This is a genomic window from Micromonospora parathelypteridis, assembly GCF_014201145.1.
GTDB classification, from domain to species: domain Bacteria; phylum Actinomycetota; class Actinomycetes; order Mycobacteriales; family Micromonosporaceae; genus Micromonospora; species Micromonospora parathelypteridis.
In genome coordinates, this window is the sequence record NZ_JACHDP010000001.1 from 6,024,639 (window position 1) to 6,047,793 (window position 23,155).

At 68.7% G+C, this 23,155-nt stretch carries 16 protein-coding genes; 9 read left to right on the top strand and 7 right to left on the bottom strand.

Annotated elements, in window-relative coordinates; all coding sequences use genetic code 11:
- Window positions 1–8: 8 nt before the first annotated feature.
- Window positions 9–2,150 carry an outer membrane protein assembly factor BamB family protein gene (locus tag HNR20_RS27185; protein WP_184185452.1) on the top strand — a complete coding sequence of 714 codons (2,142 nt, stop codon included), beginning with the start codon at window positions 9–11 and terminating at the stop codon, window positions 2,148–2,150.
- Between the two features lie 46 nt (window positions 2,151–2,196).
- On the opposite strand, the gene HNR20_RS27190 is transcribed toward HNR20_RS27185, so the two are convergent.
- Together HNR20_RS27190 and HNR20_RS27195 are read right to left on the bottom strand one after the other, a co-directional pair.
- Window positions 2,197–4,995 carry a TIM barrel protein gene (locus HNR20_RS27190; protein ID WP_184185455.1) on the bottom strand — a complete coding sequence of 933 codons (2,799 nt, stop codon included), beginning with the start codon at window positions 4,993–4,995 and terminating at the stop codon, window positions 2,197–2,199.
- Window positions 4,976–5,884 (bottom strand): shikimate dehydrogenase, encoded by a 909-nt coding sequence (locus HNR20_RS27195; RefSeq protein ID WP_184185458.1) that lies wholly within the window; start codon window positions 5,882–5,884, stop codon window positions 4,976–4,978. Before HNR20_RS27195 ends, HNR20_RS27190 begins: the two co-directional genes overlap by 20 nt.
- A 122-nt stretch (window positions 5,885–6,006) precedes the next feature.
- Here HNR20_RS27195 and HNR20_RS27200 point away from each other — a divergent pair, with 122 nt between their 5' ends.
- Both HNR20_RS27200 and HNR20_RS27205 read left to right on the top strand, forming a co-directional pair.
- Window positions 6,007–6,663: a TetR/AcrR family transcriptional regulator gene (locus HNR20_RS27200; protein WP_221309935.1), complete on the top strand. Its 657-nt coding sequence runs from the start codon at window positions 6,007–6,009 to the stop codon at window positions 6,661–6,663.
- Window positions 6,664–6,743: 80 nt separating this feature from the next.
- Window positions 6,744–7,922: a MalY/PatB family protein gene (locus HNR20_RS27205; RefSeq protein WP_184185461.1), complete on the top strand. Its 1,179-nt coding sequence runs from the start codon at window positions 6,744–6,746 to the stop codon at window positions 7,920–7,922.
- A gap of 155 nt (window positions 7,923–8,077) precedes the next feature.
- On the opposite strand, the gene HNR20_RS27210 is transcribed toward HNR20_RS27205, so the two are convergent.
- The 4 genes from HNR20_RS27210 to HNR20_RS27225 form a co-directional block, all read right to left on the bottom strand.
- Entirely contained in the window at window positions 8,078–8,641 is a 564-nt protein-coding gene (locus tag HNR20_RS27210; protein WP_184185464.1) for a hypothetical protein, read from the bottom strand.
- 581 nt (window positions 8,642–9,222) lie between these two features.
- Window positions 9,223–10,005, bottom strand: coding sequence for an ABC transporter permease (locus HNR20_RS27215; protein ID WP_221309936.1), 783 nt, complete (start codon window positions 10,003–10,005; stop codon window positions 9,223–9,225).
- 31 nt (window positions 10,006–10,036) lie between these two features.
- On the bottom strand, window positions 10,037–10,795 hold the full coding sequence (locus tag HNR20_RS27220; RefSeq protein ID WP_184185467.1) for an ABC transporter permease: 759 nt from the start codon (window positions 10,793–10,795) through the stop codon (window positions 10,037–10,039).
- Window positions 10,796–10,810: 15 nt separating this feature from the next.
- Entirely contained in the window at window positions 10,811–11,788 is a 978-nt protein-coding gene (locus HNR20_RS27225) for an ABC transporter ATP-binding protein (RefSeq protein WP_373291080.1), read from the bottom strand.
- Window positions 11,789–12,247: 459 nt separating this feature from the next.
- On the opposite strand from HNR20_RS27225, the gene HNR20_RS27230 reads away from it, so the two are divergent.
- From HNR20_RS27230 to HNR20_RS27240, 3 genes are all read left to right on the top strand, one after another.
- Window positions 12,248–13,690 (top strand): family 43 glycosylhydrolase, encoded by a 1,443-nt coding sequence (locus HNR20_RS27230; RefSeq protein ID WP_184185470.1) that lies wholly within the window; start codon window positions 12,248–12,250, stop codon window positions 13,688–13,690.
- Entirely contained in the window at window positions 13,687–16,968 is a 3,282-nt protein-coding gene (locus tag HNR20_RS27235) for a discoidin domain-containing protein (protein WP_184185473.1), read from the top strand. The genes HNR20_RS27230 and HNR20_RS27235 overlap by 4 nt, the downstream gene beginning before the upstream one ends.
- 376 nt (window positions 16,969–17,344) lie before the next feature.
- Window positions 17,345–18,388 carry a LacI family DNA-binding transcriptional regulator gene (locus tag HNR20_RS27240; RefSeq protein ID WP_184185476.1) on the top strand — a complete coding sequence of 348 codons (1,044 nt, stop codon included), beginning with the start codon at window positions 17,345–17,347 and terminating at the stop codon, window positions 18,386–18,388.
- Window positions 18,389–18,430: 42 nt separating this feature from the next.
- Here HNR20_RS27240 and HNR20_RS27245 read toward each other — a convergent pair whose 3' ends face one another.
- The gene (locus HNR20_RS27245; RefSeq protein WP_184185479.1) at window positions 18,431–19,456 is read right to left on the bottom strand and encodes a LacI family DNA-binding transcriptional regulator; all 1,026 of its coding nucleotides are present in this window, start codon (window positions 19,454–19,456) and stop codon (window positions 18,431–18,433) included.
- A 514-nt stretch (window positions 19,457–19,970) separates the two neighbouring features.
- Here HNR20_RS27245 and HNR20_RS27250 point away from each other — a divergent pair.
- The 3 genes from HNR20_RS27250 (at window position 19,971) to HNR20_RS27260 (ending at window position 23,154) form a co-directional block, all read left to right on the top strand.
- A complete protein-coding gene (locus HNR20_RS27250; RefSeq protein ID WP_229687280.1) occupies window positions 19,971–21,212 on the top strand; it encodes an ABC transporter substrate-binding protein in 1,242 nt (413 codons plus the stop codon).
- A 107-nt stretch (window positions 21,213–21,319) separates the two neighbouring features.
- Window positions 21,320–22,237 carry a carbohydrate ABC transporter permease gene (locus HNR20_RS27255; protein ID WP_184185485.1) on the top strand — a complete coding sequence of 306 codons (918 nt, stop codon included), beginning with the start codon at window positions 21,320–21,322 and terminating at the stop codon, window positions 22,235–22,237.
- A 131-nt stretch (window positions 22,238–22,368) separates the two neighbouring features.
- On the top strand, window positions 22,369–23,154 hold the full coding sequence (locus HNR20_RS27260) for a carbohydrate ABC transporter permease (protein ID WP_229687278.1): 786 nt from the start codon (window positions 22,369–22,371) through the stop codon (window positions 23,152–23,154).
- Window position 23,155 lies beyond the last annotated feature (1 nt).

Here is a 23,155-nt window from a genome sequence, read left to right on the forward strand (position 1 = left end):
AGCCGTCGATGACGAACATCGATCGAAGGAATGTACTGAAGGGCGTGGCCGCGACAGCCGTGGCTGCCGCGGTCGCGCCCGCCGCCTCAGCCGCTCCGGCACAAGCCGGTGGACGGCACGGTGGTGGTCACCAACGACCATCGGCCGCCGACCTCGCCCGATTCGATACGCCCGGCGACCGGGACTTCCCGAAGGTCGGCGGCAACCTGGGCAACCAGAACTACACCGCACTGCGCGGCATCGACCGGGGGAACATTCGCCGTCTGCGCGGGGCCTGGGTCAACCGGATCGAGGGCGGTCTCGCCTCGGGCAGCAGCCAGAGCACGGCTGTCGCCGTCGGCGGAGTGCTCTACATCGAGTCCGCGCTCGGCAATGTCGTCGCCGTCGACGGTGCCACCGGGCAGACCAGATGGCGGTACGACCAGACTCGCGGCACCCTGACCCGACGCGGCGTGGCAGTCGGTGGCGGCTACGTCTTCACCAAGTCGAACGAGAACTACGTCATCGCGCTCGACCAGGAGACCGGCCAGGTCGCCTGGGAGCACCAGGTCAACGGCTTCGGCAACATCGAGAAGGTCGCCGTCGTCTACCACGACGGTCTGCTGTTCTGTGGCACCAACGACGGTCCCCGTGGCGCCGCCCTCGCCCTCGACGCCCAGAACGGCGAGGTGCTGTGGCATTTCTGGGGCACTCCGGGCCCCGGCGAGTTGGGCAACGACACCTGGGAGGGCGACTCCTGGATGGATGGCGGCGCCACACCGTGGATCCACCCGGCCGTCGACCCCGAGCTCGGCCTGACCTACTGGACGTTCGGCAACGCCCGTGGCAACAACTCGTCGCAGGACGGGTCAGCGCGGGGCGGGCAGAACCTGTTCGCCAACTCGCTCGTCGCGCTGGATCTGCGGACCGGCGCCTACCGCTGGCACTTCCAGTCGATCCACCACGACATCTGGGACATGGACAACGTGATGTCGCCGGTCCTCGCCGACGTCAGCATTCGGGGACGCACCCGCAAGGTGGTCATCTACGGCAGCAAGTCCGGCATGTTCTTCATCCTCGATCGCCTCAGCGGCACGGCGCCGTTGGGCGTCGTCGAGCGGCCGGTGCCGCAGGAGCCACGCCAGAAGACGTGGCCGACCCAGCCGTTTCCCGCGCAGGGTGGGTGGACCGAGCAGCGGATCGTCGACCAGCCCCTGGGCACCGCCGTCCCCGGCGACCCCAACCGCGCGGTGCCCAACTACGTGCAGGGCGCCCTCTACGACCCGCACTGGGAGACGCCCATCCTCTCCATCCCGGGCCATGGCGGCGGCGGAGACTGGTCGCACCTGTCGTTCAGTCACCGCACCGGCCTGGTCTACAACGGCTTCGGGTACGTCGCGGCCGCGCACTCACTGACCGAGAGCAGCAACGGGCTTCGCCCGCCCGGCGAGTACCAGACCGGGGGAATCGTCGCCGTCGACGTTCGGACCAACCTGGTGAAGTGGAAGCGGCGGATGCCGTACTCGCTGGCACACGGCAACGGCATTCTCACCACCGCCAGCGACCTGATGTTCATCGGCCAGCCCGACGGCAACCTGCTGGCGATGGACGCGCGCAACGGTCGCGAGCTGTGGCGGTTCCAGACGGGCGCGGCGATCAGCTCCAGCCCGATCATGTACCGCGTCGGCAACAAGGAATATCTCGCGGTGTACGCCGGCGGAACCAGCATCCCGTACGGGAACTCGGCGCCACGCGGTGACTTCCTCTGGGCCTTCGAGATCGGCGGAGACCTCGGTCCGGCCCCGACGCCGCCACCCCCGGTGATCCGTCGGCCGGTCTCCGGCGGGCCGGTCGAGGGCACTGCGGTGGCGAACACGGTCGTCATCGGGCGCACGTACAACGCCTCCACGGGCGAGATCGGCGCCACGGAGTCGTTCGCGGTCGCCGGTATGGCGCCCACGCACCTGCGGATCCCGGTCGGCACGGCCGTGACGTTCACCAATCACTCCGGCAACGCCGGCGTGCGAGGGGCGACGCAGTTCTTCGAAGGGCTCTTCAACGTACGGCTCGCGCCCGGTGAGTCGTTCCAGTACACGTTCACCAAGGTGGGCGAGTACTTCTACAACGACCCGGGAAGCCCTCGCTCCACCGGGAAGATCGAGGTCTACTAGCCGGTGCGCCGCCGTCGTGGCCCTGCCACGGCGGCGGCTCGCCGCGTCAGTGGCCGGCGCTCGGTGACACGGCCGATGGTCGCCGAACCGGCGTCGCACCGGAGCGGTCGAGATGGTCGCGGGCGGCCGTGATCGCCAGGCGGGCATGTTCCCTGGCGCCCACCTGAGCGACCAGGGTCGCGCGCGGGATCTCCAGGGCGTAAGGCAGCCCGGGCGGCAGGGCGTCGAGAATGCCGTGGACGTCGATGCCACCCTCGCCCGGAAAGAGACGCTCGAACCGAGCGGTGTGAATGAGGCCCTCGTTGGTCGTGGGCACCCCGGGCGGCGCGTCGCAGACATGGACGAAGTGGAACCAGTCGACGGGGAGCTGACGGAGGTCATCCACGCTCGATCCGGAGCGTGCGAAGTGCAACAGGTCGATCAGCATGCCGACGTTGGGCTGGTCGGCTCCCCGTAGGACGCGCACCGCCTCGCGGAGGTCGGGTGTTTCCGTCCACGACGGGAATTCCAGGTCCACGGTGAGGCCGAGCGGTCGGGCCAGCTCACACAGCTGGGCGTACCGGTCGATCTTCCGGGCCCGGTCCGGGTCCGGCAGTTGCGCTATGACGTGCCGGGCCCCGAGTTCCGCGCCGGCCTCCAGAAATCGCAGGAACGCCCGCGGGTCGTCGTCCGGACTGATCCGGGCCAGTTCGATGTCGAGCACCTCGATCCCGGTGGCGGCAAGGCGGACCTTGGTGGTCCGCATGAGGGCCGGATCGGTGGCGAGCGGGTAGTGCGGTTCCTGTGGGGTGACACGGGTCAGGCGCAGGCCCACGTATCGGTATCCGGCGTCCGCCGCGGCGTCCACCAGGTCCGGTGGGGAGAGGCTCAGGGCCGTGAGATGGGCCAGCGAGTAGTCGTGGCGCTCGTCGTTGCGGGCTGCGGGTACGTCCCGCAGCGTCATCAGGCGACGTTCCCGATGGGCGGCCATCCGCACCGGGACGCTTGAGGCCGCACCGCAACCGAGGTAGCCCTCGATGCGCTGGACGACCTCGAAGAAGATACGCGAGCCGAGTATCTCGGTGTAGAAGTGCAGATACTCCCCACGCTCGTCGCGGTCGTAGAGGATCGAGAGGTCCCGCATCGCGGAGAGGAGTTCCGGCGGCGGGTCGAGTCGAGCGTCCAGGTCGACGTAGTAGTTGTCGGGGATCCGCAATATCGGAGCGCCCAGCGCGCGCATCGCCCTGGCGCTGGCGACCACATTGTCGGAGCCGAACGCGATGTGTTGGGGGCTCGGGACGGCGGGCGACCAGTCACCGCGGCGCAGGGGCGCTGTGTTGAGGGTGATCCGGACCCGTTGGCGCAGGTCGCTGGCGGTCCGGGTCCGGATAAGCCCGAACGGTGCGGCGATCTCGGTGGCCTCGCCAGCGTGCAGACCGAGCACCGTTCGGTAGAAGATCGCGGCCTCGTCGAAGTCGTCGACGGACTCGGTGAGCGAGACGTGATCGATGCCGGTCAAAAGGCCGTCGCTGCGCGGCGCCGCGCCGGTGGGGGAGAAGTCTTCGAGCCAGCTGCCCCGGTCCGCGCTCTGGACGAGGAAGACGGCCGTGCCGTCGGGTGCCGCCACGGAGGTGAGGTCCGCTTCCTCCGGACGGCGCAGGCGCGGTAGCACCGGGGCGAGCAGCCGTTCCGCCCGTTGGGCCGACCCGGCCGGATCCGCACTCTCCAGGCCGAGGGCGCAGACCGCCGCCGTCACTGGCGGGACTGCCCTGTGCGCCGCGAAGTTCAACAGGATCCGCGCCCTGCCCTGTTCCCACAGCTGCACCGGCTTGGAGCGGTGTTGCCCGGTGTGTGCGAAGCCGAGAGCGGTCAGCGTGCGCGCCACGACCGGACCCGAGCGATCGTCGACGGCAAGCTCGGTGAACACGTGCCCCCCGAGCTGGGGGGCCGGCGGTAGACCGGTCATGCGAAGGCGTTCACGAGCGGCTGGTGGGCCGGAGATGCTGACCGCCTCCCGCAGGGCGACCAGCGCACGCATGCCGTCGATGGCCGCGTGTCGGGGGTCGGCCTGGCGGTAGACGTCGTTGAACACCTCGAGCGACAGGGGGCCGTCGTAGCCGGTGGTCAGGACGTGGCCGAGGAATCCGGGCAGGTCGAACGAGCCAAGCCCGGGGAACAGCCGATGATGCCGGGACCACTCGACCACGTCCATGGTCAGCCGTGGCGCATCCGCCAGCTGCACGTGGAACACCTTCGCGCCGGGTATGACCCTGATCCCGGCGGGGTCGTCGCCGCGGGAGAGGACGTGGAAGCTGTCGAGGCACAGGCCGAGCGCGGGATGCCCGGCGCGTCGGACGATTCGCCAGCTGTGCGCGTAGGTGTTGACGAACCGACCCCACGCCAGAGCCTCGTACGCGATGCGCAGGCCGCGTTGCTCGGCCCGGCCGGCCAGGAGGTTGAGTTGCTCGGCGGCGAGGTCGTCGTCGTCGACGGCGTCCGTCGACGTCGACGAGGCGACCAGCATCGTCTTGGCGCCGAGTTGTTCGACCACGTCGAACGTCCGCTCGGCGCGCCGCAGGTTGGCCCTGAACACCTCCGGCGGGACGGCCTCGAAGTCACGGAACGGCTGGTAGACGTCAATTGACAGGCCTCGGCGGGCGCATTCCTGCCGCACCCGGTGGGGTGACCAGGGCGATGCGATGAGATCGCTCTCGAAGATCTCGACTCCCTGGAAACGAGCCGCGGCGGCGGCCGCCAGCTTGTCCTCCAACGTCCCGGAGAGGCAGCCCGTCGCGATGACTGCACCTGGACGCGCGGGCGTCTCCTCGACCTGATCGTGCGGACTGTCACGGTGCGCGGTGCGCATGGGAATTCCGCCTCCCCTGTTGGTGAACGAGGACGTCGAAGTGACGCAGCATCCGCCCCACGTCCGGCTCTACTCCGGTGAAAAGCTGGAACGCGTACGCGGCCTGGAAGACCACCATTCGTCCGCCGTCGAGCACCCGGCACCCCCGCGCCCGTGCCGCGGTCATCAGCTCCGTCTCCAGTGGTCGGTAAACGACCTCGGCCACCCACAGCTCGGGGCGCAGTAGCGCCGGGGCGACGGGCAGCCCAGGATGGCCCTCCATGCCGGTTGGGGTGGCGTGGACGAGCCCGTCGGCCGCGCCCAGCTCGTCCGCCACGGCGGTGAGGGGCGCGGCGACCGCTCTCCCGGCGCCGAACCGGTCGGCCACGGACCGAGCCAGCGCGGTGCTGCGCCCGACGTCGGTGTCGAGGATGTGCACCGAACCCGCGCCCAGGGCAAGCAGTGCGTGCGCGACGGCGGCGCCGGCGCCGCCGGCACCGAGTAACACCACACGCTCCAGGGCCGCGTCCGGGAGGCCACTGCTGAAACCGCGGGCGAAGCCGGGCATGTCGGTGTTGTGCCCTACCGCTTTTCCGCCGGTGAACACGACCGTGTTGACCGCGCCAACCGCGGCGGCGTCGGGCGACACCGCGTCGAGGTGTGTGAGCACCAGCTGTTTGACGGGGTGCGTGATGTTGACACCGTCGAACCCGGCCATCCGGACCGCGGTGAGGACCTCGTCGACGGCGCTGGGAGGCACCCCACGTTCGGCGAGGTCGAGCAGGCGATACAGGCACCGAAGCCCGAGCTCGTCGGCCTCCCGCTCATGCAGGGCTGGGCTCAGCGATGATCGGATCCCCGAACCGATCAGGCCTACGAGGAAGCGGTGGTCGTCGTCCTCCGGGGTCATGGACCCCTCCCGATGGTCTGGGCGAACGTACTAGATAGTTACTTATACGCCACGCCGACGCCCGTTGGGAAGGGCCGGATCAGCGCCCTCGCTACAGTGGCTCTCGATGGGAAGGAGTGGCCTTGAACGCACAGGCCTCCGATGCGGTCGCCGATACCCCGGTGGGGCGAAACGCCGACCGCACCAGATCTGAGATCCTCGCGGTAGCGAGCCACGAGTTCGCCGACAAGGGGTACGCGGGCGCCCGCGTGGACGAGATCGCCGCCAAGACCCGCACGACGAAACGGATGATCTACTACTACTTCGGCGGCAAGGAACAGCTCTACATCGCGGTCCTGGAACACGCGTACACGGGCGTCCGGGCGTTGGAGCAGCAGCTTGACGTCGAGCACCTCGATCCCGCCCAAGCCATCCGGCGGCTCGCCGCGGTGACGTTCGACCACCACGAGGCGCACCCCGACTTCATCCGCCTGGTCAGCATCGAGAACATCCACCGCGCCGAGCACCTCGCCCGCTCGGAGGTCCTGGCGGGCCTGGCCAATCCCGCACTGGACGTCCTGACCCGCATCCTCGAACGCGGCCGCGCCGAGAGTCGGTTCCGCGACGACGTCGATCCCATCGACGTGCACATACTGATCAGCGGCTTCTGCGTCTTCCGCACCGCCAACCGGTACACCTTCAACGCGATTTTCAACCGGGACATGCTCGACCCGGCACGCCGCGAGCACTACCGGACGATGCTCGGTGACGTCGTCCTGGAATACCTCACCGCGCGATGAGACGCACCGGCAGGCCAACCGACCCGGACACCAGGGAACGGCTCGGCGCGGGGCGGGACGGAGCGGAATAGGCTTCAACCATGAGTGGCGTGCTGAGTGGTGCCCGAGACGCGCTGAATCCCCTTCGCCAGCTCACGATCGACCAGCTCAGGCAACGGACGAGCCTCAAGTGGCGGGAGTACCCCGACGACGTGCTGCCGCTCTGGGTGGCCGAGATGGACGTGCCGCTGGCCGAGCCGGTCGCTTCGGCGATCACCGACGCCGTCGCGCGCGGCGACACCGGTTACACCGCCGGCATCGAGTATCCGCAGGCGCTGGCCGAGTTCGCTCGGCGGCGGTGGGGTTGGGACGGATTGGCCGTGGAGCGCACCGCGCTGGTGCCCGACGTGATGCACGGCGTCGTCGAGGCGCTGCGGCTGGTCACCGAGCCGGGAGACGCGGTGGTCGTCAACTGCCCGGTCTACCCGCCGTTCTACGAGTTCGTGGCGCACGCCGGCCGCCGGATCGTGGAGGCGCCGCTCGGCGAGGACCTGCGGATAGACCTCGGCGCGCTGGAGGACGCGTTCCGGCAGGCGCGGGCCGATGGGCGGCCAGCGGCGTACCTGCTGTGCAGCCCGCACAACCCGACCGGCGTCCTGCACACCGCGGACGAGCTGGCCGCTGTCGCCAAGATGGCCGAGCGGCATGGGGTGCGGGTGGTCGCCGACGAGATCCACGCTCCGGTGGTGCTCGCAGGAGCGCGCTTCGTGCCGTACCTCTCAGTGCCTGGCGCCGAGAACGGCCTGTCGCTGATGTCCGCCTCCAAGGGGTGGAATCTGGCCGGCCTGCGCGGCGCGCTGCTGATCGCCGGCCCGGCCGCGGCGGGAGACCTCGCCCGCGTTCCGTTCGAGGCCAGCGTCAGCACCAGCCACCTCGGCGTGATCGCCCACACCGCCGCCCTGCGCGACGGCGGCGAGTGGCTCGACGCCTTGTTGACCGGCCTGGACGACAACCGTCGGCTCCTCTCGGCGCTGCTCACCGAGCACCTGCCGGCCATCCGATACCAGCCCGGCCAGGCCACCTACCTCGCCTGGCTCGACTGCCGCGCCCTGGGCCTCGGCGACGACCCCGCCACCGTGTTCCTCGACCGTGGCCGGGTGGCGCTCAACTCGGGCCTGGCCTTCGGCACTGGCGGTGGCGGTCACGTCCGGCTGAATCTGGCCACCGCACCGGAGCTGATCACCGAGGCGGTACGACGAATGGCCACCGCCGTCGCGTGAGAAGCCACGTCGGCGCCGATGCCTGGAAGCAAGCCAGAGCGCGCCGCTACGCACCCGCCGTCTGATCAGGTCCGCGCGCGCCACCGATTCGCATGGATCCGCGACATACTGCCGACCCTAGTGGACCGGTTTGGCTGACGACCTCCCCAAACCCGTCACCTGCCAGGCCCCTGGCCCAGGTCGTGGCGGAAAGGCGCGGTCCGTTCCGCGTAGGACCGGGTGGCCACGAACAGGCCGAGCCACCAGGGGATGAACTGGATGATGCCGTAGACGCTGGTCCACGGGCTGAAGATGGCCTCGGGGCTGCCGAACTGCACGATGGTCAGCACGACGGCGTAGACGGAGTACAGCAGCAGCAGGGTGGGGACCGCGTAACCCGGGATCACCAGCAGACGCCGGGGCACCCGGCGACCGGCGAGCATCGGCACCCACCGGGGGAACACCAGGCCCCAGGGCCGGACCAGCGCGAGGGACAGCACCGCGGGCAGCACCGCTAGGCCGCACAACGCGAACAGGTATGCGCCACCACCGTCCGCATACCAGTCGTGGAATCTGGCGTCGTCCGCGAACAGCGGCACCTCGAACGCCCACACCAGGTGCAGCGGGATGAACCCGATCACCGCGGCTGCGGCCGAGGCGTACCCGGCGATCCGCGCGTTGCGGCGCGGCGGCGGGACCCGGGGCACGTCGGTCGCGGGAAGGTGGGTGGTGGGGATCATCGAGCTCCTTCGGTGGGGGACGTCCGCGGGACGTCTCCCGCTGGGGCATCCGCCGGACGGTGGGTCGTGGGCAGCAAAGCCCGGTATCGCCCGTCCAGACACCCCTGTCCGTATCGGCCCACTCGACTGTAGGTGGCGGGCGCGAATCGGACGGGCTCGGCGTTGCGATACCGTCAAGACGCCCACACCGGCGTCGAGTAGTCCGCGTCCGTCGGCTGCCGATGGTCCGCAGGGCGCCCCACGAATTCAGGGAGACACGATGCCGGAGCCTGAGCCCGTTCAAGACGCCCACGCGGCGGATGCCGACACCTCAACCACGGCCGAGGCCGAGACCGAGGCCGAGACCGACCAGCCTGCCGTTCCCGCCAATCGCGCTGCCCGACGCGCGAAGGGCAAGGTCGCCTCGCCTCAGCCGCACGGGAAGGGTCAGCACTTCGGCGGCCGTGGCTCGGTCCAGAGCCCGCGCCAGTGGGGTAACCGACGAAGCGGTTGATCCGCCGGAGGACGCGGCAGCGGGAGTTCGGTGCCGCAGCCTCTGGCCCCACTGCCCATGACGCGGGGACAGCCCGTGCCGACGATCGTCAGCGCAGCATCGCCCGGGTCATTCGACGGGTGGCGACGTACATCGCGATCGACCCGAAGGCGATGAGGTAGAACACCGGGATCAGCAGATCCCAGCTGAGCCGGCCCAGCGCCGGTTCGCGGACGAGCTCGATGCTGTGGTAGAGCGGCAGCGCTCGGATCAGCGGCTGTACTGCCTCCGGGTAGACCGACAGCGGGTAGAACGTCGTTGCGAACAGATACATCGGCAACATGAAGAGCTGGATGTACTGGAAGTCGGGGAAGTCGCGCAGGTACGTCGTGACGGCCAGGCCGCCCGCCGCGAACGCGTACGAGATCAGCACCGACGCGGGTAGGGCCAGGAGCACCCAGGCCGAGGTGACCAGCCCGCCGACCGCCATGAGGGTGAGGAATCCGATCGACGTCAGCAACGCGTTGATCATCGCGCTGGTGACCTCGCCAACGGCGATGTCGGTGACGGAGAGCGGTGTCGGCAGGATCGCGTCGTAGGTCTTCTCGATCTTCATCCGGGTGAAGACGCCGAAGCTGGTCTGGTTGAACGCGGTGTTCATCGCGGTCGTGGCCAGGATCGCCGGGGCCACGTAGACGGCGTAGGGGACATCGACCCCGGGTACCGTGCCGACGAGCAGCCCGACGCCGACACCGATCGACAACAGGTACAGGATCGGCTCCACGAGCGCGTTGAGCAACGGCGTGATCGACCGGCGGTAGACCATGAAGTTGCGTTCGACGAGGGCCAGGGTCCGGCGTCTCGTCCAGGCGGGTGCGCCGACGGTGGTCACAAGGTCTCCACGGAGTTCTGGACGTGGGCCGTCATGGGTGCAGTCTCCGTCGGTAGGTGATTCGGGCGATCAGGAAGCCGCCGATCGCGAGCGCCAGCAGGTAGGCGACGTGGATGGAGCTGCCGGTGATCGTCGCCGTTCCGAGGCTGAGCGTTCGGCACAGCTCGACCCCGTGCCAGAGCGGCAGCAGGTAGGACACCGGTTGGATCCACTCTGGTAGCTGCGAGACCGCGAAGAACGTGCCGGAGAACATGTAGAGCGGCATGATGACGAAGCGGAACATCGTGTCGATGTGGCGCAGCTTGCGCACGCCGACCGCCCAGGCCGCGGCCGGCGCCGCGAACGCGACCCCGGTCAGCGTCGCGCCGAGCAGCGCGCCGAGGGCCTGCCATCCTGCGGTCAGCCCGAATGCGGCCATCACCACGACGAAGGCTCCGCTGGCGATGAGTACGCGGAAGGCGATGAAGAGCAGGTGCCCGCCAGCGAGCTGCTCAGGTTCGAGTGGCGTCGGTGTGGCGCCCCGGTAGGCCCCGTAGCCCGCAGCCCGGGCGACCCCTGCGGACCCCTCCAGGAACGCGCTCTGCATCGCCGCCGCGGCCAGCATGCCCGGAGCGAAGAACGCCGCATAGGAGACGCCGGCTATCTGGGCCGGCGCATTGTCGTCGACGAGGGCGCCCAGGCCGGCGCCGATGCCGACGAGGAACAGCATCGGGTTCACCACGCTGATCACGATCGAGCCACGCCAGGTGCGCCGGTAGAGCGTGATCCAGTATCCGAATGCGCGAAGCATCAGTGGTCTCTCCCGCTACTCGATGAGTGATCGGCCGGTGAGCTTGAGGAACACGTCCTCCAACGTCGCGCGGCGGACCAGTGCGGTGAGCGGGGTGAGCGACATGGCGTGGACCGCGGACAGGGCCGCCTCGCCGTCGTTGGCGTAGACGAGCACCCGGTCGGGGAGCAGCTCGATCCTGCCGTCGGTGTCGGTGCCGCCGGTGGCCAGTGTCGAGGTCTGGAGCTTCTCCGCTGCGGTGTCCCGTTCGTCAAGGTGGAAACGGAGTTCGAGGACCTCTCTGGTGGCGTACCTGTTGATGAGCTCACGGGGGGAGCCTTGCGCGACGATCCGGCCGTGGTCGACGACGATGAGCCGGTCGCAGAGCTGCTCGGCTTCGTCCATGTAGTGCGTGGTGAGGATGAGCGTGACGCCCTCCTGCTTGAGCCGGAAGAGCCGGTCCCACAGGATGTGTCGAGCCTGCGGGTCGAGGCCGGTGGTCGGCTCGTCGAGCAGCAGGATGTCGGGTTCGTTGATCAGGGAGCGGGCAATGGTCAGCCGTCGCCGCATACCACCGGACAGCGTCTCGACCTGGTCGCCGGCTTTCTCCTGGAGCTGGGCGAAGTCCAGCAGTCGGTTCGCACGTTCGCGGATGACGGCCCGCGGCAGGCTGAAGTATCGCCCGTAGATGTGCAGGTTTTCCCGGACGGTGAGCTCGTTGTCAAGGCAGTCGTCCTGCGTCACGACGCCCAGCCGGGCGCGGATGTCCGGCCCCTGTTTCGTCGGGTCCATTCCGAGCACCCGCAGACTGCCGCCGCTGATCGGCGACGTCGCGGCGATCATGCGCATGGTGGTGGACTTGCCAGCACCGTTGGGGCCGAGAAGCCCGAAGGCCTCGCCCCGCTGGAGCTCGAAGTCGATGCCGTCGACCGCGTGGAACTCCGCTGTGGACCCACGCGCGGGATAGATCTTGGTCAGATTTCTCGCCTGGACCAGGGGAAGTTCGCTCACCACGGCAGCTTACGAAGCGAGACAGAGCTTTGCAAGATTTGAGCAACACCCTGAAATTTCCAGACGACATGATCAGCCATTGGTTGCGGCCGGTCTGCTCGGTGCGGCTCACGGGCTCGTTCAATGGGCGTCTACATAACTGACCAGAAATCCGCGCCGAAAGTGTTTCGTGGGGGAGGCTGGCGCATTCCTTTGTGCCGAAGCATCATCTGACCGGCGTCGGAGCGCCGTGGCGTCGGGGAATTGCACGCCGCATAGGGGTTCGCTTTCACCTTGTCGACATCTTGCCGAAATGGTTTTCGTACTGCACGCTGACGGCAGAAAGTGATGAATGTCGATCATTCAGTGCCTGTCCGCGATGTCTGCGGCCCACGTCGCCGGTCCGCTGTGCGCCGGCCGGTATCCGGCGCCACTGCCGAGGCGCCGGCATCGCCCGTCCCGATCCCTCGACAGGAGACGCCCATGCGACGAAGACTCGCCGTCCGCGCGTTGGCCGTAGGCTGCGCCGCGGCGCTGGTCACCAGCCTGGTCACCGTGCCGGCCGCTTCGGCGGCCAACCCGATCGTCACCGCCATCTACACCGCCGACCCCGCTCCGCTCGTGGTCGGCAACACGATGTACGTCTACGCCGGTCGCGACGAGGCGCCGGCCGGTACGAACAACTTCGTCATGCGCGAGTGGCACGTCCTCTCCACCACCGACGCGGCGAACTGGACCCACCACGGTGCCCGGGCGAACATCGGCACCTTCGGTTGGGCCGGCGCGGACGCCTGGGCGAGCGAGGTCGAGCAGCGCAACGGCCGGTATTACTGGTACACCTCCGTCAACGGCAACGGTCCCGGCTGGATGAACATCGGCGTGGCCGTCGCCGACAGCCCACTCGGCCCGTTCACCGACGCGAAGGGTGGGCCGCTGATCAGCGACAGCACCCCGAATTCCTCGCCGCTGAACATCGACCCGACCGTCTTCGTCGACGACGACGGCCAGGCGTACCTCTACTGGGGCGGCTACTGGGGTCCCCGCGCGGTGCGGTTGGCGAGCAACATGATCGACACGGTGGGGTCCGTGGTCACTCCGCAAGGGCTGACCAACTTCTGGGAGGCGCCGTTCCTGTTCAAGCGCAACGGCCTCTACTACATGATGTACGCGGCGAACGACACCCAGGGCTGCGTCACCTCGTCGAGCTACGCCTGCCAGCGGTACGCCACCGCGACCAATCCGATGGGCCCGTGGACCCACCGTGGCGTCGTGCTCGGCCAGGTCTCCTCAACCACCAACCACGCCGGGGTAGCCCAGCTCAACGGGCAGTGGCACATGGTCTACCACAACGCCAACGCCCCCGGCGGTGGCAACTTCCGTCGTTCTGTGGCCGTGGACCGGATGTACTTCAACGCCGATGGCAGCATCCAGCCGGTGGCGCAGACCACCGCAGGCCCGCCGCCCAACCCGGGTGGCGGCGTCCAACCACCGGCCGGCACCAACGTGGCGCCCACCGCCACCGCCTCCACCTCGTACGTGTCCACCTGGGAGAGCCTTGCCGCGGTCAACAACGGCGGGGTGCCGAGCAGCTCCGCGGACCGCAACAACCTGGCGTACGGCAACTGGCCGCAGCAGGGCACCCAGTGGATCGAGTACCGCTGGCCGACCGCGCAGAGCATCAATCGCGCCGCCGCCTACTGGTTCGACGACGGTCAGGGCATCGACGTGCCCGCGTCGTGCCAGGTGCAGTACTGGAACGGCAGCGCCTACGTCAACGTGCCCAACCAGTCCGGCTGCGGGGTGGCGGCCAACACGTACAACGTCACGACGTTCAGCCCGGTCAGCACCAGCCGGCTGCGGTTGAACATCACCTCCCGTGCCGGCTACTCCACCGGAGTTCTGGAATGGATGGCGTTCCTGTCATGAGCAGAATTCAGCCCGTACGCGCGAGCCTGGCGGCGATCGTCACGGCGACCCTGGTGGCCGGTGCCCTCGCGGTGTCCGGCCGCCCCGCGCTGGCCGATCAGACCATCGGCTATCCCACCTTCTCCGGCCCGGCGGTGCCGGCGCCGCCGGTCGGCTACTCCACCGGCAACACGATGCAGGCGATCTACGACGCGGAGAGCGCCGGCACGGACTTCTGGATGGATCGGCTGCTGGCCCGACCCGGCAACGACCCGGCCGGCCCCTGGCTGATGACCCGTGGCCGTGGGTTGTTCATGTACACCCACAACCCGTCGATCATCGGCTTCGGGGGCAACACCGCCTACTGGGACAACATCAGCAGCCAGGGCGCCTACACCATCACCGCAGGCAGCGGCACGTTGACCGAGCAGGTGGCGCAGCGCTGGCAGGCGCCCAGCCACTGGCGCAGCGTCCACACCGGAGGCACGCTCCGCGTCGACGTCAACAAGTTCATCACCAACCAGAACGTCGCGGTGACCAACCTGACCGTCACCAACACCGGCTCGGCCAGCAGCACCGTGCAACTGCGGGTCACCTCGCCGTACGCCACCTCCGGCAGCGGCAACGAGCTGACCGGAAGCCGCCAGGTGAAGAACAACCTCACCACCATCCGCCCGCGCCTGTCCGCCGACGGGTTCACCGTCAGCGGTGGCGGCCTGAACCGTTCGGTGACCCTCGGCGCCGGGCAGAGCGTCACCACGAAGGTGCAACTGGGGATCGTCACCGACGAGATTCCCGAATCGCTGACCGAGTACACCAACTACCGCAACGCCACTCCGGCCGCCGCGTTCGCCACCCACGTACGCGAGTACAACCGCTGGTGGGCCGAGAACGTGCCCTACATCGACGTCCCCGACGGGGCGATCAAGAAAAACGTCTACTACCGCTGGTGGCTGATGCGATTCAACCACCTGGACGTCGACATCCCCGGCCAGGACTTCCAGTTCCCCACCTCGATCGAGGGCGTGACCGGGTACAACAACGCCATCGTGCTGACCCAGCCGATGCACGTCGACGACCTGAAGTACCTGCGCAACCCGATCTACTCGTACGGGCCATGGCTGTCGGTCGGCCAGTCGTCGGCCAGCGGCCGCTTCATGGACAACCCCGGTGACCCGGAGAACTGGTCCAACAGCTACACCCAGTACCTCTCCGAGGCATCCTGGCGCGCATACCAGCTGCACGGCGGGCAGCCCGCGATGCTGCAGAACCTCGCCCGGTACGCGGAGACCGACGTGAAGGGTCAGCTCGCCACCTACGACACCAACAACAACGGGGTCATCGAGTACGACTGGGGTGCGATGACCGGCAACGACGCCGACGCGGTGTCGTTCCACTGGCGCTCGGGCAACCTGGACCGGGCCGAGGGCGCGTACGTCTACAGCAACGCCCTGGCCGCCGCGCAGGCGTACACGGTGCTTGGCAACACCGCCAAGGCCGCCGAGATGCAGACCCTGGCCAACCGGATCCGTGACGGCATCGTCAACGTGCTGTGGAACCCGAGCCGGCAACTGCTGGAGCACCGGCACGTCGCGACCAACACCCACGTGCCCTGGAAGGAGATCAACAACTACTACCCGTACGCCGTCGGGCTGATGCCGAACACCGCCACCTACCGGGAGGCGCTACGGCTGTTCAACGACCCGGCCGAGTATCCGATCTTCCCCTTCTACACCGCCAACCAGCGGGACAAGGCCGCCGCGGCAGCCGCCGGCAACCCGGGCAGCAACAACTTCTCGACCATCAACTCCACCGTCCAGTTCCGGCTCTATTCCTCGGTGCTGCGCAACTACCCCAACCAGTGGATGACCGCCGAGCACTACAAGAAACTGCTCTACTGGAACGCCTGGGCGCAGTACGTCAACGGCAACACCCAGTGGCCCGACGCCAACGAGTTCTGGTCCAACTGGAACGGCTCGGCGATCACCTACCGCTCCTGGATCCACCACAACATCCTCGGCAGCAGCAACTGGACGGTCGTCGAGGACGTGGCTGGCCTGCGACCGCGTACGGACAACACCATCGAGCTGCACCCGATCCCCATCGGTTGGTCCCACTTCGCGGTCAACAACCTGCGCTACCGCAACGCCGACCTGAGCGTGGTCTGGGACGACCCGGCCGACGGCATCACCCGCTACCCGGGCGTGCCACAGGGCTACTCCATCTACCTCAACGGCAGCCGGGTCGCCACCGTGGACCGGCTGACCAGAGTGCTCTACAACCCAGCGACCGGCGCGGTCACCCTGCCGTCCGGCGGCACCGCAACCTTCAGCGCCGCGTTCTCCGGCCTGCAGACTCCGCAGGGTGTCAGCCACACCGGTGCCCGGATGGTCGACATGTTCGCCAAGGCCGGCGTCGACCTGACGTCGACCGTGCCGAACCTCGCCCAGGGCGCGACCACGTCGGCGTCGTACACCGCCTCCGGCAGTTCCACGGGCGCGGCCGTCGATGGGTTCCCCACCAACGCGCCGCTCTGGGGCAGCTCGGGGTCACCGAACGCCACGGACTGGTACGAGGTCAACCTCGGACAGACCCGGACCGTGGACGACGCGTGGCTGTACTTCCGCGACGACCGGGCCGGCAACCGTTACCGGGCGCCGGCGTCGTACACCGTGCAGTACTGGAACGGCAGTTCGTGGGTCGCCACGGCCGCGCAGGTCAAGACACCGGCGGTGGCTCGGGCGAACTACAACAGGGTGCGGTTCACGCCGGTCAGCACCCAGCGGATCCGGGTGCAGGTCACCCATGCCTCCGGCTTCCGCACGGGGCTGACCGAGGTGAAGCTGTACGCCCGCGGGGGCGCTCCTCCCTCATCGGGGAACCTTGCCGCCTCGGCGACACCCTCGGCGTCGTACACCTCGTCCTGGGAGACGGTGGCCGCGCTCAACGACGGCATCGACCCGCCGTCGTCGAACGATGCGGTGAATCCGCGGTGGGGGACGTGGCCCAACACCGGGCAGCAGTGGGCGGAACTGACCTGGTCGTCCGCGCAGACGCTGCGGTCGGCGGAGGTGTACTTCTTCGACGACAACGGTGGCGTGCGGCTGCCGGCGTCGTGGCGGTTGCAGTACTGGACGGGCACCGAGTACGCGGACGTCCCCGGGCCCAGTGGTTACCCGACCGCGATCAACCAGTACAACCGTGTCACCTTCCCCGCCGTGAGCACCTCCCGGCTTCGGGTGGTGCTACAGGCCGGCACGGCCTCGGTGGGGCTGTTGGAGATCAAGGCGACCGGCTGAGGAACTGGGGTCCGGCAGCGGCGGGCTGCCCAGCCCGCCGCTGCCGGACCTGTACCACGCTGACGATTGGGTAGACGGTGCGTGCCTGGTGGTGCGGTCTCCCGAAACGGGCTGCCTGTCGATCCGAGGTCTGGCTGCGAATCTCCTGAGAGTCATTGCCGAAATCCTTTTCGGCGTTCATTCTCAGAGATCAGGTGACAGGGCTGATCGAGGCTCCCGGGAGGGACCACCGACTGCCCGACGGCACACGTCGAGACCTCTGACGAGGAGATGCAGAGTGATCGAAGACGACGACCGTGACGGGCGATCAGTCCCGTCGGCCCCGGCGCGGCGCGAGGAACCCGAATGGGGGGCGAGACATCCCGGCCCATCGGTCATGCGCGACGTCGCGGACCTGGCGGGAGTGTCCTCGCAGACGGTCTCCCGCGTCATCAACCGGCACCCGCACGTCGCTGACGGGACCCGGCAACGGGTCCTTGACGCGATGCGCAGTCTGAACTACCGACGGAATCCGGCGGCCCGGGCGCTGGTCACCCGCCGCTCCGGCACGCTCGGCATCATCGGTTACGAGAGCCCGCTCTACGGGCCGACCTCGATGCTGTACGCGATCGAAGGCGCGGCGCGCGCCGCCGGATACTTCGTCAGCGTCGCCAGCGTGCGCGACCTGGACCACCGGTCGGTGCTGGACGCGGTCGACTGGCTGCGCGGGCATTCGGTCGAAGGAATCATCGCCATCGCGCCCAAGCCCGCGATGGCCAACGCGTTCGCCCAAGCGTCCTCCGGCCTGGCCTCGGTGACCGCGGGCGGCGGCTGCAGTCCGGCGGTTCCGAGCGCTCAGATCGACAACGTCGAGGGCGCGCGGCTCGCCACACGCCACCTGCTCGACCTGGGGCACACCACCGTCCACCACGTCTCCGGCCCGGGCGACTGGCCGGAGGCGGCGGAGCGGGTCGAGGGCTGGCGCGGCGCGCTCCTGGCCGCCGGTGCGCCGGTGCCCGCGTTGATGCTCGGTGACTGGAGCGCTGCCACGGGATACGAGCAGGGCGAGCGCCTGGCCCGTGATCCGTCCGTCACCGCCATCTTCTGCGCCAGCGATCAACTCGCCCTCGGCGTGCTGCGGGCGCTGCACGAGGCGGGCCGCCGGGTGCCGGACGACGTCAGCGTGGTGGGCTTCGACGGCACCTCCGATGGCGCCCACTTCCTGCCGCCACTGACGTCGGTGCGGCAGGACTTCGCCGAGTTGGGCCGGCGCAGCCTACGGCTGTTGTTGGCGCAGCTCGACCTGCCCGCGCACGAGCCGCTGCGGGGGCGCGACGTGCTCGTGCCCGAGTTGGTGCTTCGGCGCAGCGCGGCAGCACCGCCCGATCCCGAACTTCCGCCTGCGCAACTGACGCGATCCGGCCTGACACGCAGCGCGTGACCTGACGGATCTGGCACCACCCGCCCGGCGATCCCGACCGTCTCAGCTACGGGGCAGGGCCGGCCCGGTGGACTCGCGTACCACCAGGCGGCCGCGTTGGCGGATGACCCCGACGCCGGCATTGCCGTCCAGCGCCGCGATGAGGTGCTGGACCGCGGTCGCGCCGAGCTGTTCGAGATTGAGATCCACCGTGGTCAGCGTCGGCCGGCAGTCCTCGGCGAAGAACTCCCAGTTGTCGTAGCCGACGATCGCCACGTCGTCCGGGATCCGGCGGCCGAGATCGCGCAGCGTGTCGGCGACCCCGGCGGCCACCTGGTCGTTGCCGCAGAAGATCGCGTCCACGTCCGGCCGGGCCGCCAGCAGCAGTCGTGCCGCGTGCCTGCCCCACCGCTGTGACCACTCACCGAACAGCGGGTCGCCGGCGGGGGACAAGCCTGCCTCGGCGAGCACCGTGCGCAGGCCGGCGGCCCGGTCCCGCGCAGCGCGATAGCTGTCCGGACCGGTGATGTGTCCAATCCGGCGTCGGCCCTGCGACACCAGGTGATCCGCGGCCAGTCGGGCACCGCCCTCGTCGTCGGCGACGATCGACAGGTCGCCCGGGTCCGTCGACTCAGCGTAGGCGTAGACCACCGGAACCGGGATGTGCTGGGTCAACGAGGGGCTCACCTCGTTGCTGTCACCAACCACGATGAAGCCGTCCACCTGGCGTGCCAGCAGGGTGCGAATGTAGTGCTGTCGGCGGATCGCGTCGCCCCGGGCGTCGCAGAGCAGCACCGACATCTGCCCGTTGCCCAGCGCGTTCTCCGCACCGAGCAGGATGGACATGGCGAACCTGCCACCGAGTTCGTCGGTCAGCAGTCCGACCGTGCGGGTGCGTCCGGAGATCAGCCCGGCGGCCAGGGCGTTGGGCTGGAAGGAGAGTTCGGCGGCGGCGCGCAGCACCCGTTCCCTGGTGGTCGGTGCGACTTCGGCGCGACCGTTGAGCGCTTTGGACGCCGTGGCCACCGAGACGCCGGCCTGGCTCGCCACATCACTCAGCGTCACTGACTGCGATCGTCGCCGCCCCACCCGAAAACCTTTCGCAACGTTTCAGGGCAACGGCAACTGCCCGCACGCCCTGCGGTTTTCGGCCAGCGTAGTGCGCAGACAGCTTCAGGCGAAAGAGCGAGAGGCGATCGAAATAGGTTCGGGTTTTACCCGCACGACATCTTGCCGAAACCGTTTTCGTGGGACACCCTAGCGGCGGAACGTGATGCGCACCACCTCAGCCACGACGGTGACGATGTGCCGCACGAGCCGCGTGCCGGGACCGACGAGAGGGCGGAGAGGCGATGACGACATGGCAGGCGTCGCCCGTCACGGCGGCGCGAGCAGCACCCACGTCACGGGCGGATTCGACCCGGCAGGCGGTCGACGGCGACGTCGCCGCCCCAGCCGTCCACATGCAGCAGCAATCCGGAGATCACATCTCGTCTTGCGGGGGCCGCCCAGCGGTTCCCTCCGAACGATGAACCCCGTGGGAGGAATCATGACGAAATCCCTGGGCAGGCGGACTGCCCTACGTTCGTTGGCAGGAGTCCTCGTGGCGGCGCTGACCGTGGGCGCGGCCGCGTGCAGCAGCGACGGCGGCGGCACCAGCGCGGCCGAGGCTGGCCCCAACGGCGTCGACGACGGCAGCGAACTCACCCTGTGGACCCGCGCGCCGTTGGAGAAGCAGGCGAAGCTCCTCGTCGACGCGTACAACACCGGCCACAAGAACAAGGTCAAGCTGACCGTCGTTCCCAACGACGACTATGTTGCGAAGGTCGGCGCGGCGGCGGGCTCGGACGGCCTTCCGGATCTGTTCGCCGCCGACATCGTCTACGTACCGAACTGGGTGCAGCAGGGCCTCTTCCAGGACCTCAGCACCAACATCGACGGCCTCAGCTTCAAGGACACCATCAACAAGGGCCACCTGTCGGCCGGCACCGTGGACGGCAAGAAGCACGTCCTGCCGTTCGTGCTGGACCTGTCGATGCTGTTCTGGAACAAGCAATTGTTCAAGGATGCCGGACTGGACCCGGAGAAGGCCCCGGCGACCCTCGAGCAGTACGCGGCCGCCGCCAAGGCGGTCCAGGCGTCGAAGAAGGACGGCGTCTACGGCACGGCGGCCGGCCTCAACTGCGGCGGGTGCCTGGTCTTCACCTGGTTCCCCTCCGTCTGGGCGGACGGCGGAGAAGTGCTGAGCGAGGACGGCAAGGAGTCCAAGCTCGCCGACGACACCGCCCAGAAGGTCTACAGCACCTGGAACGACCTGTGGAAGTCCGGAGCGGTGCTGCCGGCCTCGGCCGATGAGACGGGCCCGACCTGGACCGCCGCCTTCACCGAGGGCAAGGTCGGTCTGATGCTCTACCCTGCGACGCTGCTCTCCTCGACGCCGTTCGACGTCGGCGTGGCCCCGATCCCCGGCCCCAGCGGTGGTGGATCCACCTTCGTCGGTGGGGACGGCATCGGTGTGTCGAAGGACTCGAAGAAGGCGGCTCAGGCCTGGAACTTCCTGAGCTGGATGATGTCCGAGGACGCCCAGGTCGGCGTGCTGGCGAAGAACAAGGACGTGGTGTCCCGCGCCGATCTCGCGAACAACAAGTACGCCGCCGAGGACCCGCGGCTGGTCACCATCAACGAGGCGGCCGGCAAGGGCGACACCCCCGTCGCGCTGAACTTCCAGCAGGCGTTCAACGCGCCGAACAGCCCGTGGCTGACCCTCGTCCGTAACCGCGTGCTCAACGGCAGCGGCGACCTGCAGAAGGACAACGGCGAGATCACCGCGGTGCTCAAGCAGTAGGCGCCCGCCGCGGGTGGGTGCCGACCCATGGCTCCCGGCACCCACCCGCGGCGGAACGACCCGCACGAGTCAACGACCGTCCGCCGCCGACTGATGAGAGGGTTCCCATGAGAGTCACCGCACCGTCTCGACCGCCCAGTGCGGCGATGCGGGGCCGTGCCCGGCCACGCGGCCGTCAGGCCCTGCTGGGCTGGCTCTACGCGACGCCGACCGCGGTGTTCGTCGTGGCGCTCTTCGCCGTACCACTGCTGCTCGTCATCAGGATGTCGGTGTCGAGGTGGCCGCTGCTCACCGGCGACCAGGGGGTCAACGCTCCCGACAACTTCGTGAAGGCCGTCAACCACCGGTTCTTCACCGACTCGGTGGTGTTCACCATCAAGTACACCGTGCTCGCGACCGTGCTGCTCCTGGCCCTCGGCCTGGGGCTGGCCCTGCTCGTGCAGGAGTCGAGCCGGTGGAACAACCTGCTCCGCGCGTCGTTCCTGATTCCCAGTGCCCTCGGGCTGGCGTCGGCGTCCCTGCTGTTCTACGTGCTCTACTCGCCGTACGCGAGCCCTCTGGCACCCGTGCTCGATCGGCTCGGCATCACCTTCCTCGGTTCACCGACCGCGGCGCTCATCTCGACGACGTTCCTCATCGTGTGGCGCTACGCCGGCTTCTACATGGTGCTCATGCTGGTCGGCCTGCAGGGCATACCGGCGGACGTGTACGAGGCCGCCCGCGCGGACGGCGCCAGCCGGTGGCAGACCTTCCGGAAGATCACCCTGCCGCTGCTGCGTCCGACCCTGGCGCTGACGACCGTGCTCTGCGTGACCGGTTCACTGCTCGCCTTCGAGCAGTTCTACATCCTGACGAAGGGCGGTCCGGACAACAGCACGATCACCGTCGTCCAGCTCATCTACATGGTGGCGTTCCAGGGGCAGAACGACCTCGGCGTGGCGGCGGCGCTCTCCCTCATCGTGCTGCTGGCCCTGGTCCTCATCAACGCGCTGCAACTGCGCGCCTTCCGGTCCGAGGAGAGCTGACGCCGATGGTCGCCGTATCCCGTTCCCACATTGCCGACGGCGGGCCTCCGCCATCCGCCGCCGGGACAACTCGCCGGAGCAGACCCAGGGGCGTCACCATCGCCGGCATCGCGCTGCGCACACCGTACTGGGTGTTCTCCGGATCGGTCGGGCTGATCTTCCTGGCTCCGCTGCTCTGGACGGCGGTCGCCTCGGTCGGCCCACGGGCCGGCACGAACCAGGTGGACGGCTGGGGCTTCGGCAACTACGAGACGCTGGCGAACTACCAGGCCGGCATCTGGCGCTACCTCGCCAACACGGCGATCGTCGCCCTGCTCGCGGTCGCGCTGACGCTGCTGATCTCCCTCCTCGGTGGTTACGCGTTCGCCCGGTTCCGCTTCCCCGGCAAGAACATCCTGTTCCTGGTCACGCTCGCCATCCTGATGGTCCCGTACGCGACGTTGCTGATCCCGCTCTACGTGCTGCTCAACCAGGTGGGGCTGCAGAACTCCCTCGTCGGTGTCGCGCTGGTGCTGACGATGTTCCAGCTCCCGTTCTCCACCTTCCTGATGCGCATCTCCTTCGAGGCGGTGCCGCGCGAGTTGGACGAGGCCGCGATGGTCGACGGCTGCTCGACGTTCAGCGCGCTGTGGCGGGTGCTGTTGCCCGCGGTGAAGCCGGGCCTCATCACCGTGGGGCTGTTCGCGTTCCTCACCGCGTGGAACGACTTCATGGCACCGCTGATCCTCATCAACGACAGCGAGCGCATGACCCTTCCGCTCGCTGTGTCCAACCTGCGGGGCCAGGTGCAGGGTGTCGTCGACTACGGGGCGACCGAAGCGGGCGTCGTCGTGCTCGCCCTTCCGTGCATCGTTCTGTTCCTGCTGCTCCAACGACACTACGTGCGCGGCTTCATGTCCGGCGCGATGAAAGGATGAC

Coding starts and splice junctions, on each gene's coding strand:
- HNR20_RS27185 (WP_184185452.1), top strand. CDS start 9: ATGACGAACATCGATCGAAGGAATGTACTGAAGGGCGTGGCCGCGACA.
- HNR20_RS27190 (WP_184185455.1), bottom strand. CDS start 4,995: ATGCGCACCGCGCACCGTGACAGTCCGCACGATCAGGTCGAGGAGACG.
- HNR20_RS27195 (WP_184185458.1), bottom strand. CDS start 5,884: ATGACCCCGGAGGACGACGACCACCGCTTCCTCGTAGGCCTGATCGGT.
- HNR20_RS27205 (WP_184185461.1), top strand. CDS start 6,744: ATGAGTGGCGTGCTGAGTGGTGCCCGAGACGCGCTGAATCCCCTTCGC.
- HNR20_RS27210 (WP_184185464.1), bottom strand. CDS start 8,641: ATGATCCCCACCACCCACCTTCCCGCGACCGACGTGCCCCGGGTCCCG.
- HNR20_RS27220 (WP_184185467.1), bottom strand. CDS start 10,795: ATGCTTCGCGCATTCGGATACTGGATCACGCTCTACCGGCGCACCTGG.
- HNR20_RS27230 (WP_184185470.1), top strand. CDS start 12,248: ATGCGACGAAGACTCGCCGTCCGCGCGTTGGCCGTAGGCTGCGCCGCG.
- HNR20_RS27235 (WP_184185473.1), top strand. CDS start 13,687: ATGAGCAGAATTCAGCCCGTACGCGCGAGCCTGGCGGCGATCGTCACG.
- HNR20_RS27240 (WP_184185476.1), top strand. CDS start 17,345: ATGCGCGACGTCGCGGACCTGGCGGGAGTGTCCTCGCAGACGGTCTCC.
- HNR20_RS27255 (WP_184185485.1), top strand. CDS start 21,320: ATGAGAGTCACCGCACCGTCTCGACCGCCCAGTGCGGCGATGCGGGGC.